We start from the raw sequence: 13,708 nt of genomic DNA on the forward strand, positions 1-13,708 counted from the left end.
TCCCTTCGGGAGAGGGGCTGGTACGGAGTTGTGGTTAGGTGTGGTGTAAAGCAGTGGCATGTTCGATTTGATGTTGCGGTTGGATACTGGAGTTAAGTTGTGGCACGTTCGGTCCCCTCTCCCACAGAGAGAGGGGCTGGTACGGAGTTGTGGTTAGGTGTGGTGAAAACAGTGGCATGTTCGATTTAGTGGCATGTTCGATTTGATGTTGCGGTTGGATACTGGAGTTAAGTTGTGGCACGTTCGGTCCCCTCTCCCTTCGGGAGAGGGTTAGGGTGAGGGGCATCTTTTTGTCCCTATCTATCGGTCAAAAGGATAACTATGCGAAACTGGCAGGCTTCGAAATTACGAATCGCTCCGCTGTGGAGCGCGCTGTCCCTGGCGTTGTTGGCTATCGCCAGCCCGGCGTTACATGCTGAGGATGCAATGAAACCCACGTCGTCTCATTTTGCCTATATTGGTACCTATAACCCGAACGGTGAGGGGGTTTATCGCATGCAGGTGGATGCGAAAACCGGGGCACTGAGTGCCAAGACGCTGGTCAGCAGCCTGCCTAATCCGGCCCAGTTGGTCACCGATGCCAAAGGACAGACGCTATACGTTGCCAGCGAGGTGGCCGATTTTAATGGCACCCAGCACGGGGGCATTGTCGCCTATCGCATCAACCCACAGGACGGCAGCCTGACGCCGCTTAATCAGGTGGACTCACAAGGTGCGGGGCCGGTTTACCTTTCTCTGACGCCGGATGGTCGTCATCTGCTGGTGGCCAACTATGTCAGCGGTAGCGTTGCGGCGTTCCCTGTCGACAGTGAAGGCAAGTTGGGAGCCGCCAGTTCTGTACAGCAGGATGCAGGCCCTGCGGGCGCGGCTAAACCCGCTGCCGCGGTGGAAGGCAGCTTTGCCATCAGCGATCACAATGGTCCGCATGCGCATATGATCGCTAGCGATCCGAGCGGCAAGTTTGTGTTCTCTACCGATCTGGGGCTGGATCGTATCTACCAGTGGCGTTTCGATGCCGCCAGCGGCAAGCTGACGCCGAACGATCCGCCGTGGATCGCCGCCTCTTCCGCCGGAGCCGGCCCGCGCCACTTCATATTTCATCCAAATGGTAAAATTGTCCTACTAATCAATGAGGAAGCATCTACACTAACCAGCTACCGCTTTGATAGTCAAAAGGGGACGCTGAAACAGTTACATGCAGTTTCAACGCTGCCTGCCGATTATAAGGGTACCAGCTTTGCCGCTGGCATTGCCTTGGCTGCGGATGGTAAAAATCTGTATGTCGCCAATCGCCTGCACAACAGCATTGCGCAGTTCAGCGTAAGCGGTGAGGGCGAGCTGAAACCGGTGGCAGAGACCTGGACGCGAGGTGATTATCCGCGCACCATCACCCTGGATCCGAGTGGCCGTTATCTGTATGCCATGAATCAGCGTAGCGATAACGTAACCCGCTTTAGCGTAGACCAGCTCAGCGGTAAGCTCAGTTTTGTTGAAGGCTACACCCCGGTGGGCAGCCCTTCACAAATAGTGTTCTTGCCAGCTGCGAAGTAACCAGTTGCCCGCCTGACCCCTCAGGCGGGCACGTTCATAACGGAAAGAGAATGGTGAGATTTCCCTACCCACGTTTGGCATCGCTGTTTGATGCCTTGCAATCCGAAACGTTGCCGCAGGACGAGCTGGCAAAGCGTTTTGCCGTGTCTACCCGCACGGTACGCGCCGATATCACCGCGCTGAACGATATTCTGGAGAGTTATGGTGCGCAGTTTGTCCACAGCCGTGGGGCAGGATATCGCCTGCAGGTTGATGATGAGGCCCGGTTTAGCGCACTCCAGCATCGGGAACGTAAACAGCACGCCACGCCGCGCAGCGCGCAGGAGCGGGTGCATTATCTGTTGATTCGCTTTTTGACCTCAGCCTTCTCGATGAAGCTGGAAGATCTGGCCGATGAATGGTTTGTCAGCCGGGGTACGCTGCAAAACGACATGGCTGAGGTGAGGGAGCGTCTGGCGCATTACCAGTTAACCATCGAGACCAAGCCGCGCTACGGTATGAAGCTGTTTGGTGCGGAAATGGCGATCCGCTCCTGCCTGACCGATCTGTTGTTTCAACTGCATCTGGCGGATGCGGAAAACCCATTGCTGAACAATGACATCCTCCATCAGCCGCAGGTACTGACCTTTGCCGGACTGCTGCACCCATTGCTGTCGCAATATGCCATTCGTCTGACCGATGAGGGCGAGCAATACCTGATCTTCTACTGTGCCGTGGCGCTGCGGCGCATCACGGACGGCTATCCGCTACAGGATTTTGACGTGGAAGACGGCGATGATGCGGTGCGCAAAGCGTCAACCTGGCTGGCGGGTGAATTGAGCAAGGCCACGGGCAAAGAGATTGCGGCGGCGGAAGAGGCCTATTTGCGGGTCAACATCGCCGCCAGAAGAGTGCAGGAAGTACAGCCGACCAAAATCAACGCCGATGACGAAGAGGCGCTGGTGGATTACATCCTGTCCTACATCAACTCGCACTATAACTACAACCTGCAGAACGACAAGCAGCTGCGGGCCGATCTGCTCACCCATATCAAAACCATGATCACCCGGGTGAAATACCAGATCAATATCCCGAACCCGCTGTTGGCCAATATCAAGCAGCATTATCCGATGGCCTATGATGTGACGCTGGCGGCGGTATCGAGCTGGGGTAAACACACGCCTTATACCCTGAGCGAGAACGAAATCGGCTACTTGGTGCTGCATATTGGCGTCGGCCTGGAGCGCCACTACAACATTGGCTATGAGCGCCATCCACAGGTGATGCTGGTGTGCGATACCGGTAACTCCACGGTGCGGATGATCCAGGCGCAGATCGCACGCAAGTACCCGCAACTGGTAGTGACGCGCATCGTTTCGCTGCGTGATTACGAAATTCTCGCCAGTATCGACGAAGATTTTATCATTTCCAATGCGCGCATCAGCGAGAAGAACAAGCCGATTGTGGTGATGTCGCCGTTCCCAACGGAGTATCAGCTAGAGCAGTTGGGCAAGCTGGTGCTGGTCGATCGTACCAAGCCGTATATGTTGGAAAAATTCTTTGATGCCAGCCACTTTATGATCGTCAACGAGCCGTTAACGCAGGAGCAGCTGTTTAGCAAAGTTTGCGCTCAGTTAGAGCAGGAAGGCTATGTGGGCAGTGATTTCTACCCTTCGGTCGTTGAGCGGGAGGCCATCGTTTCTACCCTGCTGGGGGAGGGGATTGCTCTGCCGCACTCTCTGGGGCTGTTGGCGAAAAAGACCGTGGTGGTCACGCTGCTGGCACCGCAGGGTATTCCATGGGGAGAAGGTGAGGTGGCACACGTCATTTTCTTGCTGGCAATCAGCAAAAGTGATTATGAGGAAGCGATGGCGATCTACGATCTGTTCGTCACCTTTGTGCGCGAACGTTCGATGACCCGCCTGCTGGGCAGTGACAATTTCGACAGCTTCAAAGCGGTAGCGTTGGACTGCCTGAGCCGCATTTAACGGCTTCCCCCTCTGAAGGCAGAGGGGGAGCACCGCATTAATCGTCTTTCTTCTTGCCGAATATCTTCATCAGCGCGCCGACGATCAGCCCCAGGGCGATACCGCCTAAAATCCAGTCAACCAAACTCATTGTTGTGCTCCTGCGATCCTATAGTTCTGATTATATTATCATTCAATCAAGAACGCCCCATCGATCATTACTCTCCGTTGCTCGGTAGTGTAGCTGAGCCAGGAATTCTTGCTGTTGGACTTCTCCAGTACGATGGCCAGTTCCGCCTTGCTAAGGGATAGCTCGTCCTGCCAGAACGGGGCAATGGCGTGGCGGGTGATAAAGTCGATCAAAAACCGCGCTGGGCTGTCCTGTTCTTCAGGGAATAGCCGCAGGGCCAGTTCGGTCATTAATGCACGTTGTTGCGGTTGTTCGCTTTTCCCCAGCAATTCAAGGAACGGCAGCAGCAGGCGGCCGCAGACCTGGCCGTGGTGGTAATCACGCAATGCCCCTATCTCGCCCGCGATGCCGTGGATCACACCCAGGCCCGCCATACTCAACGTCAGGCCACCCAGGTAGGAAGCTTGCATAATCGCTTCGCGGGCCTCATCGCTCTGTTTCAGCACCGGCCAGGCGCAAAGGAAGTGATGGATGCCGCTCAACGACATCTCACGCGACAGGCTGCTGGCGGTCTTGGAAAGGTAGGCTTCAAACAGATGGGTGAAGGCATCGATAGCGCAATAGGCCAGGACATGGTCTGGCGCTCCCTTCAGCAGGTCAGGATCGAGGATCGCCACCTGCGGCACAAAGTTATTATGCCGCAATGAGGCTTTCACCTTGGAGACCTGAGTATCGGTGATCACTGCGTTTTGCGTTACCTCGCTGCCAGTGCCTGCGGTGGTGGGGATGGCGATCAACGGCAGCGTTGAGCCACTGATTTTGCTGTCACCCACTTTTTCCATGTAACGCAAGGTTGGCAGTGGGTGTTCAATCAGGGCAGCGAACGCCTTGGCGGCATCCAGCACGCTACCTCCACCGATGGCGACCACTCTTTGCACTTGGCCTCGCCAGCGGGCCACCCATTGGTCGATTTCTTGCGGGGAGGCCTCATGAGCGACAATTTCTCTGCCCACCAGCAACGGCGTCAGCGCCGGGGCCAATTCAGCATAGAGGGGACCGTTAAGAAACGATCTGCAGGTGAACAGCAGCGTAGTTTGCGACTCGGCCTGGAGCAGTGGGATCAGTTGTTGGATGCTGCCCTTGCCAAACCAGGCCTGCCGGTTGGCGATCATCAGACTAGTGGTCATGCTCTCTCCTTGGCGCATTTGGGCATCGAAACCACAGCATAATTCAGCCTGGCTAGGCGAACCAACGCTTTTCCGTCGCTTAACGCGAAATTGTTAAGATATTAATCAACTCGAATTGTGTGGTTAATCGTTGCAGGGGCCTAACTTGTGATTTGATTAACATGTAAACAGTAATGCCCTTGCATTCTGGCCAATTGAATGCTTTTTATAGCTTATTGGCCCAATGTCGGTCACTGATACGTTGGGAAAGGTTGATTGTTAATTTATTAATGATTGCGGGGGGCGAAATGAATATTCAGGTCGAAAGATTATCGGCGGTGATCGATGCAGTAGCGACCCGCCAATTCTATGCCAGCCTGCTGGGTTATCTGGAGGGCTTCTTCGCCTTTGATAATGCCATCGTCTATGCCTTCGAATATGGTCAGGCACCGCGCTGTCTGATGAAAACCGAGAAAGAAAACAGCGATGCGGTAAACCAGATTTACCAGCAGGGTGCTTACCTTGAAGATCCCTTTTACCAGGCGCTGAACGGCGGCGGCCATGGCGATGTGTTTACGCTGCGGCAACTGGCTCCCTGTGGTTTTTACCAGACGGATTACTACCGTAACTTTTACCGTAAAACCGGCTGGCACGACGAGGCTGGCGTATTGCTGCAACTGACGCCGGAACGCGGGTTAGGCATATTTTTTGGCTCGGCGCGGCAAACGGTCGGCGTGCGTTATCCCCAACTGGCTGACCTGCGTGGCGCGTTGACGCTGGTAAAAAGCGTGGCGCGGTTGCATGGGGAAGTGGTGGTTGCGGCTAATGTGCCCACTCCCTCCACCCCACTGGTAGATAGCGCAGCCCAGGCGCGCTATGCCTTAAGCCCGCGTGAACGTGAGATCGTCGATCTGATCCTGAGCGGCAACGGATCGCAGCAGATCGCCGAACGGCTGTTTATCAGCCTGGGCACGGTAAAAAATCATCGCAAGAATATTTACGGCAAGCTGAATATTGGCTCTCAGGCCGAGTTGTTCAGCCTGTTCTTGAGTCCCCCCCTGCGCCGTACGGCATAATGTTAAAAAAGTGTTGCGAATATCCCTAAAGGGACATAGCCGCCCGCCCACGCTCTGCTGATAATCCAGGCTAAGGCAATGGGTAAAGGGAGTGCAGCAATGAATAATCAAATCGAATCGTTAACCTACTACGCGGCGACCAAGAAATACGATCTGCGCTTCCCCACGCTGGAAGAGGATCTGGATGTTGACGTGGTGATCATCGGCGGTGGCTTTTCCGGCATTAACACGGCGCTGGAACTAGCGGAAAAAGGCATCACCAATATCGCTATTCTGGAGGGCCGCCACCTGGGCTACGGCGGGACGGGCCGCAACGGTGGTCAGGTGATGGCCGGGATCGGCCACGATCTGGAGAAGATCAAACGTCACGTTGGTCCGGCAGGGTTAGAAACCATCTTCAAGATCAGTAACCTTGGTGCCGGGATTATCCGCGAGCGGATTAAAAAGTACGCCATCGACGCCGATTTCTGCTTTGGTTATGGCTACCTCGGCAGCAACGCCAGGCAGGAAAAGACCCTGCGCTCCTGGCTCAAAGAGTTCAAAGCGGTTTCACCGGATGAAGAGATCGAGCTCTATACCGGTTCCGAAGTGAAGCAGGTGGTGGGATCTGATGCTTATACCTGTGCGTTGAAACATATGGGAGGGGGGCACGTTCATTCGCTCAACCTGCTGTTGGGGGAGGCGCAGGCGCTAAGTGGTTATGGGGTGAAAATCTTCGAAAACAGCAACGTGCTGAATGTGGAATACGGCCCGCGCATTACCGTGCGTACCGCCATGGGATCGGTACGCGCCAACAAGATGCTGTGGGCATGCAACGGCTTCCTCAACGGCATGGATCCCTTTATCTACAAAAAGACCATCAATACCTACGCCTTCCAGTTAGCGACAGAACCGCTGTCTGACGAGCTGATCAACCAGATCAGCCCAATCCGTGGGGCTTACAGCGATATCCGGCCGGTGATCGACTATTACCGCGTCACCAACGAGAACCGCCTGCTGTTCGGCAGCGCTACCCGGCTGGTCGAATATATTCCTTCAGACCTGAAGGCCTGGAACCGCAACCTGATGCTGAAGGTTTTCCCGTATCTGAAGGATGTGAAGATCGACCTGGCCTGGGGCGGGCCGCTGTGTTGCAGCGCCAACCTGTTCCCGCAGATCGGCACCCTGCCGCAGCACGATAACGTGTTTTACGTGCAAGGCTATTCCGGCTTTGGGGTGACGCCGAGCCATATCGTTTGCAAGGTGTTGGCGGAAGGAATGAGTGAGGGATCCGATCGTTATGACCTGATGAGTTCGATCCCGCACGTGGATATTTTTGGCAAAGACAAGCTGCGCCGTGTGATGACCACCGCGGGCAAGGTTTGGCACCAGACTTCCGGCTATTGGAAGGGGCGTCGTTAGTTCTGACCCCCTTATTACTGATCTAAAAGGAAAAAACCATGAAACCATTACTGCTTAAGCAAGCGCTCCCAGAACTGCAACAGATTGGCAGCGTCAGCAACCTGGGGGCCACGGTGGTCGCCGGTGAACCTAACGTCGGCGTGGCGATGATTTTTGGCGCCCCAACGGACAACCTGAACTGTGGTGTCTTTAGCTGCACCCGTGGCAGCTTCGTGATGGAATACCCGTTTGCGGAACATGCCACGGTGTGGGAAGGCACGGCAACGCTGACCAATGAGAACACCGGCGAGTCGGTAAAGTATCAGGCCGGGGATTCCTGGTTTGTTGAGAAGGGTACCCCGGTACGCTGGGAAATCACCTCCGATCGTTTTGTGAAGCATTATCTGGCGATTGTCGAAGGCTAACCCGCAAGGAGGGCGATGCGATGACGGATATTACACTATTGCCACAGGTCACGGCTTTTCTGGACCGCCAGCAGGGCCATTACATTCATGGGCAACCCGTAGCCGGGGCAGGCGTAGAAAGGTTTGCGGTGGTTAACCCGGCCACCGGGCTGGCTATCGCACAGGTGAATGAAGGCGGCCAGGCTGAAGTCGATGCGGCGATGCAGGCGGCCTTTGACGCTTTCCACGGTAGCTGGGCACAGGTTTCGCCATTAGAGCGTGGTAACTGCCTGACGCGTCTGGCCGATCTGCTGCAAACCCATCGTGAGGAACTGGCGCAGCTGGAAAGCCTGTGTTCCGGCAAAACCATTCAGCTGTCTCGCGGGCTGGAAATCGATATGGCCTCGCAGTTCCTGCGTTATTTTGCTGGCTGGTCGAGCAAAATCAGCGGGGAAACGCTGAACGTTTCATTGCCTTCCTTCCAGGGTGAGCAATACAGCGCATTTACCCGGCGTGAGCCATTGGGTGTGGTGGTCGGCATCATTCCGTGGAACTTCTCGATCATGATCGCCATCTGGAAGCTGGCTGCGGCGCTCACCTGCGGCTGTACGGTGGTGCTCAAGCCGAGTGAATACACGCCGCTAACCATGCTGCGGGTGGCCGAGCTGGCAACGCAAGCGGGTATCCCGGCAGGTGCACTCAACGTGATCAACGGTTCAGGCGCACGTCTTGGCCCTATGCTTATCGCCCATCCACGCTGTGCCAAAGTGACCTTCACCGGCTCGGTGCCTACCGGGATCGCGGTGGGAAAAGCGGCGATGGAGCAAGGGATTGTGCGTACCACGCTGGAATTGGGGGGTAAGAATGCCGCCGCGTTTCTGGCGGACGTCTCGGTCGACAAGATGGTCGACGGGATTATCGAGGCGGGTTACCTGAATCAGGGCCAGATCTGTGCCGCAGCGGAACGTTTCTACCTGCCTGCCAGCCATATCGACGAGGTATTGGCAAAGCTGACGCAGCGCTTGGCAGCCATGACGGTGGGCTCACCGCTGGATGAGAGCACGGAAGTGGGGCCGTTAGCCAACGAGGCACATTACCGCAAGGTACTGGCGCTGTTTGACAAGGCACGGGCTGATGGCAGCCACATCGTCTGCGGCGGTCAGGCGTTGGCAGGTCCTGGCTTCTTTGTTGCGCCGACGGCGATCCGCGCTAATGGGCCGCATGATGCGTTAATGCGTGAGGAGACCTTTGGCCCGGTGGGCACTTTCCTGGCCTATGAGGATGAAGAGCAGATGATCGCCATGATCAATGATTCGCCTTATGGTCTGGCCGCCAGCCTGTGGACTAACGATCTCAGCAAGGCGATGCGCATGATCCCGCGGATTGAAGTGGGCACCTTGTGGATCAACATGCACACCTTCCTCGATCCGGCGTTGCCGTTCGGTGGGGTGAAATCGTCGGGGATGGGTAGAGAGTTCGGCAGTGCGTTTATCGAACATTATACCGAGTTGAAATCGGTGATGATGAGATATTGACAGCTAGACGGGCGCAGCTTGCAGCGCCCTTACAAGAGTGAGGTTATTTGTCGGGGGATCAGTCTTCGTCGAAGCCTGAGTTGAATAGCTCAATAACCGCTGCCAGCGCCTGTACTTCCTGCGGCCCGCTGGCTTCAATTTCGATCTGGCGGCCCTGGGCGGAATCCAGCATCAGCAGCGCAATCACACTGCTGGCTTCCGCTTCGGTGCCGCTGTCATTACGCAGCAGCACTTCGGCGTCAAAACTCTGCACCAGCTCAAACAGCTTCATCGCCGGGCGTGCATGCATGCCCAGCTTGTTCTTGATCTCAACCGTCTGCTTGACCGTCATTGTTGTTTACGCTTTTCCAGTGTGCGGTGACGGGATTGCACGTTCTTGCCGCGTGAACGGAAATAATCCGCCAACTGTTCAGCCACGTACACCGAACGGTGCTTACCGCCGGTACAGCCAATGGCGACCGTCAGATAGCTGCGGTTGTTGGTCTCCAGCATCGGCAGCCACTGTTCCAGATAGCTACGGGTCTGGTAGATGAAGTTGTGCACTTCGGTGTGGCGATCGAGGAACGAGGCTACGGGCTTGTCCAGGCCGGTCATCGGGCGCAGTTTAGGATCCCAGTGCGGGTTGGGCAGGAAACGGACGTCGAACACGTAATCGGCATCAATAGGAATGCCGTGCTTGAAACCGAAGGATTCGAACACCATCGTCAGTTCGCGTTCGCGCTTGCCCAGCAGACGGGTACGCAGCATTTCTGCCAGCTCGTGTACCGACATTTCCGAGGTATCGATGATCAGATCGGCACGGGAACGCAGCGGTTCCAGCAGATCGCTTTCTTCATCGATCGCGCTTTCCAGCGACAGGTTCTTGGCAGACAGAGGATGCAGGCGACGGGTGTCGCTGTAGCGGCGGATCAGAGTGTTGCGATCGGCATCAAGGAACAGCAGCTGCGGCGTGAAGCTCTCCGGCAGCTGGGTCATTGCATATTCAAACACTTCCGGCGATTCCGGCATGTTACGGACGTCGATGCTTACCGCAGCGGAGCTATTACGTTCGGCCAGCGTCTGGGCCAGCTGTGGCAACAACACCACGGGCAGGTTATCAACGCAGTAAAAACCCATGTCTTCCAGCGCCCGCAAGGCGACGGATTTCCCCGAACCGGAACGGCCGCTGACAATCATCAGCACCATGTGGTAACTCCCCTGGCATCTCAATGGCGCTCATCGCCACCGTTAGGATCTAGTATCCGGGCCACGGCCCGGATATATCGTGAGTAAAACAGTAGCGTTTTCATGGCGGAAAGTCACGCCAGCCGCTGGTTACTCGGTGATGATCTGATACAGCTCTTCGTCGCTCAGCGCTGCGCGCAGGCGGCGGCATACGGTTTTGTCGGCCAGCCGTTTGGCGACCAGCGACAGCGTATGCAAGTGAGTTTTACATTGATCGGCCGGTACCAGCAAGGCGAACAGCAGATCGACCGGTTGATTATCAATGGCATCAAAGGCGATAGGTTGCTCAAGGCGGATAAACACGCCAACGGCCCGCAAAGTGTCCTCTTCCAGTTTGCCGTGTGGGATCGCGATACCGTTGCCGATACCGGTACTGCCCATACGTTCCCGGGTGAGTACTGCGTCAAACACCACCTGTGAAGGCAGGTTAAGCTGCTTGGCCGCCAGCTCGCTGATAATTTCCAAAGCCCGTTTCTTGCTGGTGCAGTGTACCGAGCTTCTGGTGCACTCGATGTTTAACACCGAGCTTAATTGCATTATTTCGTTGTTCATCTCATCTTCACTTAAAACCGCGTCCTGTCGCTTTATTGCAAGCCTGCTTTACCATTGGAAAGTAGGCTTGCGCTGATAACCTTCATGAAACGGTTTTTCGCCTGTTTAACCCTGATGGCTTATCGGCGCATACCCATACAGGTGCTGCGCCGAGGGTTGCCGTGTAGCCAATACGACTACGATGCGGGCCATTACGCATTGCATAACGGTCCAGAATGTCAGTGTTGCTTTAGTTTGTCTTTATGTTTGTTCAATTGACGCGCCAGTTTGTCGATCAGGCAGTCAATTGCGGCATACATATCTTCTTTTTCCGAGGTGGCGTGCAACTCGCCGCCATTCACATGCACCGTTGCTTCCGCAATCTGCTGCACTTTTTCCACACTGAGTACGACATATACCTGGTTAATGCGGTCAAAATACTGCTCGAGTTTGGCAAACTTGGTGTTGACGAACTCACGCATTGGTTCGGTGATTTCGACGTGGTGTCCGGTAATGTTGAGCTGCATAATGTCTTCCTTCTCTATAGAGGTCAAACCAACTGTTTACGCTGGTTGGACGGCGGGATGGACAAAGACTCTCGGTACTTGGCAACGGTGCGCCGCGCCACCATGATCCCCTGATCGGAAAGCATCGTGGTCAGCTTGCTGTCGCTAAGCGGTTTGGCAGGGTTTTCCGCCGCGATCAATTTCTTCACTAACGCCCGGATCGCCGTAGAGGAGGCTTCGCCACCGCTGTCGGTATTCACATGGCTTGAGAAGAAATACTTCAATTCGAAAATACCACGCGGGCTGTGCAGGAACTTCTGCGTCGTCACGCGTGAGATTGTCGATTCATGCATTTCCACGGCCTGGGCGATATCCGCCAGCACCATGGGCTTCATAAATTCTGCACCCTGTTCAAAGAACGCCTCCTGCTGTTCGACAATACAGCGGGTCACCTTGAGCAGCGTGTCGTTCCGGCTTTCCAGGCTCTTGATCAGCCACTTCGCTTCCTGCAAGTTGCTGCGGATATACTGGCCGTCGGCATCGTTGCGCACCGTATTGCCCAGTGCCGCATATTGCTGGTTGATTTTCAGCCGTGGGATGCTGTCTGCATTAAGCTCCACCACCCACTTATCCTGCACCTTGCGCACCAGCACGTCCGGGATCACATACTCGGATTCCCCGGTATTGATCGACTGCCCAGGGCGCGGATCGAGCGAGTGGATCAACACCATCGCTTCTTTCAGTGTATCTTCTTTTAAGCGAGTTGTTCGCATCAGGCTGCGAAAGTCGTGGTTGGCCAGCAAATCCAGATGCTCGCTGACGATCAGGCGGGCTTCCGCCAGATAGGGCGTGTCTTTGGCATACTGGGAAAGCTGGATCAACAGGCAGTCACGCAGATCGCGCGCCGCGACGCCGACCGGATCAAAACGCTGTACGCGCTTCAATACCGCTTCGACCTCGTCCATCGTCACATTATCGTCACCCATACTCTCCAGAATGTCTTCCAGCGGTACGGTGAGATAGCCGGTGTCATCGACGGCGTCGACGATCGAGGTGGCGATGGCGGCGTCGGTGTCAGAGAACGGCGTCAGATCCACTTGCCACATCAGATAGTCCTGCAGCGTTTGCGTGGTTTCGCCCTGATAGACCGGAAGTTCGTCATCGCCATAGTCGGTACCGGTGCCGGAAGGGGTACCGGCGGTATAGATCTCATCCCAAGTGGCATCCAGAGGCAGCTCTTCGGGCATGTCCTTCTGTTCCAGCGCTTCGCGGGTGTCTAGCCCTTCGGTCTCGACGCTTTCTTTGGTGTCGATCTCTTCGTGCTGGTCTTCGGTCTGTTCAAGCAGCGGGTTGCTCTCTAGTGCCAGTTGGATCTCCTGCTGGAGCTCAAGCGTGGACAGCTGCAACAGGCGGATCGCCTGCTGAAGTTGGGGGGTCATGGCCAGTTGCTGGCTGAGCCTGAGTTGCAAACCTTGCTTCATAATCTTCTGCTACTTCCGTTAACGGCGGCCTGTTGGCCTGCCGCTGGAACCTACAGGCGGAACTCTTCGCCCAGATAAACGCGTTTCACCTGCTCATCGGCCAGGATGGCGTCCGGCGTGCCGTGGGCAATCAGCTTGCCCTGGCTGACGATATAGGCACGTTCACACACGTCCAGCGTCTCGCGCACGTTATGATCGGTGATCAGCACGCCGAGGCCACTGTCACGCAGGTGCTCGATGATTTTCTTGATATCGATAACGGAAATCGGGTCAACCCCGGCGAAAGGCTCATCCAGCAGGATAAATTTTGGGTTGGCGGCCAACGCACGGGCAATCTCCACGCGGCGGCGTTCACCCCCGGAAAGCGATTGGCCCAGGTTGTCACGCAGGTGGGAGATATGAAACTCTTCCAGCAGCTCGATAGCCCGATCGTTGCGCTGCTCACTGGTGAGATCGTTGCGGATCTCCAGCACTGCCATCAGGTTGTCGTAAACACTCAGGCGGCGGAAAATCGACGCTTCCTGCGGCAGGTAGCCGATACCGCGGCGTGCGCGGGCGTGCAGCGGCAGAATACTGATATCTTCGTCATCGATTACGATGCGCCCGGCGTCGCGCTGAACGATGCCAACCACCATGTAGAAAGTGGTGGTCTTACCGGCACCGTTTGGCCCCAGCAGGCCGACGATCTCGCCAGATTTCACTTTCAGGCTCACGTCTTCAACGACTTTGCGGCCTTTGTAGGCTTTCGCCAGGTTTTCTGCGATGAGTGTTGCCATAA

Annotated in this window: 13 protein-coding genes; 6 read left to right on the plus strand and 7 right to left on the minus strand. The window is 55.8% G+C overall.

Going from position 1 to position 13,708, the window contains the following annotated elements:
* The first annotated feature begins 321 nt into the window (after positions 1-321).
* Entirely contained in the window at positions 322-1,551 is a 1,230-nt protein-coding gene (locus ACKWMY_RS21435) for a lactonase family protein (RefSeq protein ID WP_074031526.1), read from the plus strand.
* 50 nt (positions 1,552-1,601) lie between these two features.
* Positions 1,602-3,518 carry a BglG family transcription antiterminator gene (locus tag ACKWMY_RS21440; RefSeq protein ID WP_029711774.1) on the plus strand — a complete coding sequence of 639 codons (1,917 nt, stop codon included), beginning with the start codon at positions 1,602-1,604 and terminating at the stop codon, positions 3,516-3,518.
* Between the two features lie 168 nt (positions 3,519-3,686).
* On the opposite strand, the gene ACKWMY_RS21445 is transcribed toward ACKWMY_RS21440, so the two are convergent.
* Positions 3,687-4,814, minus strand: coding sequence for an iron-containing alcohol dehydrogenase (locus tag ACKWMY_RS21445; RefSeq protein WP_024530611.1), 1,128 nt, complete (start codon positions 4,812-4,814; stop codon positions 3,687-3,689).
* A gap of 287 nt (positions 4,815-5,101) precedes the next feature.
* On the opposite strand from ACKWMY_RS21445, the gene ACKWMY_RS21450 reads away from it, so the two are divergent.
* The 4 genes from ACKWMY_RS21450 to ACKWMY_RS21465 all read left to right on the plus strand — a co-directional run bounded on the left by ACKWMY_RS21450 (position 5,102) and on the right by ACKWMY_RS21465 (position 9,188).
* The gene (locus tag ACKWMY_RS21450; RefSeq protein WP_409487006.1) at positions 5,102-5,869 is read left to right on the plus strand and encodes a response regulator transcription factor; all 768 of its coding nucleotides are present in this window, start codon (positions 5,102-5,104) and stop codon (positions 5,867-5,869) included.
* A 99-nt stretch (positions 5,870-5,968) separates the two neighbouring features.
* Positions 5,969-7,270 (plus strand): NAD(P)/FAD-dependent oxidoreductase, encoded by a 1,302-nt coding sequence (locus tag ACKWMY_RS21455; RefSeq protein ID WP_074031530.1) that lies wholly within the window; start codon positions 5,969-5,971, stop codon positions 7,268-7,270.
* A 38-nt stretch (positions 7,271-7,308) separates the two neighbouring features.
* Entirely contained in the window at positions 7,309-7,674 is a 366-nt protein-coding gene (locus ACKWMY_RS21460) for a cupin domain-containing protein (protein ID WP_409487007.1), read from the plus strand.
* Between the two features lie 20 nt (positions 7,675-7,694).
* Positions 7,695-9,188, plus strand: a complete 1,494-nt coding sequence (locus tag ACKWMY_RS21465; protein ID WP_409487008.1) for an aldehyde dehydrogenase family protein — start codon at positions 7,695-7,697, stop codon at positions 9,186-9,188.
* Between the two features lie 58 nt (positions 9,189-9,246).
* On the opposite strand, the gene npr is transcribed toward ACKWMY_RS21465, so the two are convergent.
* The 6 genes from npr to lptB form a co-directional block, all read right to left on the minus strand.
* Positions 9,247-9,519 carry a PTS phosphocarrier protein NPr gene (npr, locus tag ACKWMY_RS21470; RefSeq protein ID WP_074031531.1) on the minus strand — a complete coding sequence of 91 codons (273 nt, stop codon included), beginning with the start codon at positions 9,517-9,519 and terminating at the stop codon, positions 9,247-9,249.
* Positions 9,516-10,373 carry an RNase adapter RapZ gene (gene rapZ / locus ACKWMY_RS21475; protein WP_021180704.1) on the minus strand — a complete coding sequence of 286 codons (858 nt, stop codon included), beginning with the start codon at positions 10,371-10,373 and terminating at the stop codon, positions 9,516-9,518. Before rapZ ends, npr begins: the two co-directional genes overlap by 4 nt.
* A 129-nt stretch (positions 10,374-10,502) precedes the next feature.
* On the minus strand, positions 10,503-10,964 hold the full coding sequence (gene ptsN, locus ACKWMY_RS21480; RefSeq protein WP_024483720.1) for a PTS IIA-like nitrogen regulatory protein PtsN: 462 nt from the start codon (positions 10,962-10,964) through the stop codon (positions 10,503-10,505).
* 218 nt (positions 10,965-11,182) lie between these two features.
* Complete coding sequence (gene hpf / locus ACKWMY_RS21485; protein WP_024483719.1) at positions 11,183-11,470, minus strand: ribosome hibernation promoting factor; 288 nt, start codon at positions 11,468-11,470, stop codon at positions 11,183-11,185.
* Positions 11,471-11,493: 23 nt separating this feature from the next.
* The gene (gene rpoN, locus ACKWMY_RS21490) at positions 11,494-12,930 is read right to left on the minus strand and encodes an RNA polymerase factor sigma-54 (protein ID WP_021180701.1); all 1,437 of its coding nucleotides are present in this window, start codon (positions 12,928-12,930) and stop codon (positions 11,494-11,496) included.
* A 50-nt stretch (positions 12,931-12,980) separates the two neighbouring features.
* A complete protein-coding gene (gene lptB / locus ACKWMY_RS21495) occupies positions 12,981-13,706 on the minus strand; it encodes an LPS export ABC transporter ATP-binding protein (protein WP_021806959.1) in 726 nt (241 codons plus the stop codon).
* Positions 13,707-13,708 lie beyond the last annotated feature (2 nt).

The organism is Serratia sp. J2, from assembly GCF_046269175.1.
Classification (GTDB): Bacteria; Pseudomonadota; Gammaproteobacteria; order Enterobacterales; family Enterobacteriaceae; genus Chania; species Chania fonticola_C.

Bases quoted from the DNA above. Each gene is read 5' to 3' on its own strand.
- lptB (WP_021806959.1), bottom strand. From the start codon at position 13,706: ATGGCAACACTCATCGCAGAAAACCTGGCGAAAGCCTACAAAGGCCGC.
- ACKWMY_RS21435 (WP_074031526.1), top strand. From the start codon at position 322: ATGCGAAACTGGCAGGCTTCGAAATTACGAATCGCTCCGCTGTGGAGC.
- ptsN (WP_024483720.1), bottom strand. From the start codon at position 10,964: ATGAACAACGAAATAATGCAATTAAGCTCGGTGTTAAACATCGAGTGC.
- rapZ (WP_021180704.1), bottom strand. From the start codon at position 10,373: ATGGTGCTGATGATTGTCAGCGGCCGTTCCGGTTCGGGGAAATCCGTC.
- hpf (WP_024483719.1), bottom strand. From the start codon at position 11,470: ATGCAGCTCAACATTACCGGACACCACGTCGAAATCACCGAACCAATG.
- ACKWMY_RS21455 (WP_074031530.1), top strand. From the start codon at position 5,969: ATGAATAATCAAATCGAATCGTTAACCTACTACGCGGCGACCAAGAAA.
- ACKWMY_RS21440 (WP_029711774.1), top strand. From the start codon at position 1,602: ATGGTGAGATTTCCCTACCCACGTTTGGCATCGCTGTTTGATGCCTTG.
- ACKWMY_RS21460 (WP_409487007.1), top strand. From the start codon at position 7,309: ATGAAACCATTACTGCTTAAGCAAGCGCTCCCAGAACTGCAACAGATT.
- ACKWMY_RS21445 (WP_024530611.1), bottom strand. From the start codon at position 4,814: ATGACCACTAGTCTGATGATCGCCAACCGGCAGGCCTGGTTTGGCAAG.
- npr (WP_074031531.1), bottom strand. From the start codon at position 9,519: ATGACGGTCAAGCAGACGGTTGAGATCAAGAACAAGCTGGGCATGCAT.
- ACKWMY_RS21465 (WP_409487008.1), top strand. From the start codon at position 7,695: ATGACGGATATTACACTATTGCCACAGGTCACGGCTTTTCTGGACCGC.
- ACKWMY_RS21450 (WP_409487006.1), top strand. From the start codon at position 5,102: ATGAATATTCAGGTCGAAAGATTATCGGCGGTGATCGATGCAGTAGCG.
- rpoN (WP_021180701.1), bottom strand. From the start codon at position 12,930: ATGAAGCAAGGTTTGCAACTCAGGCTCAGCCAGCAACTGGCCATGACC.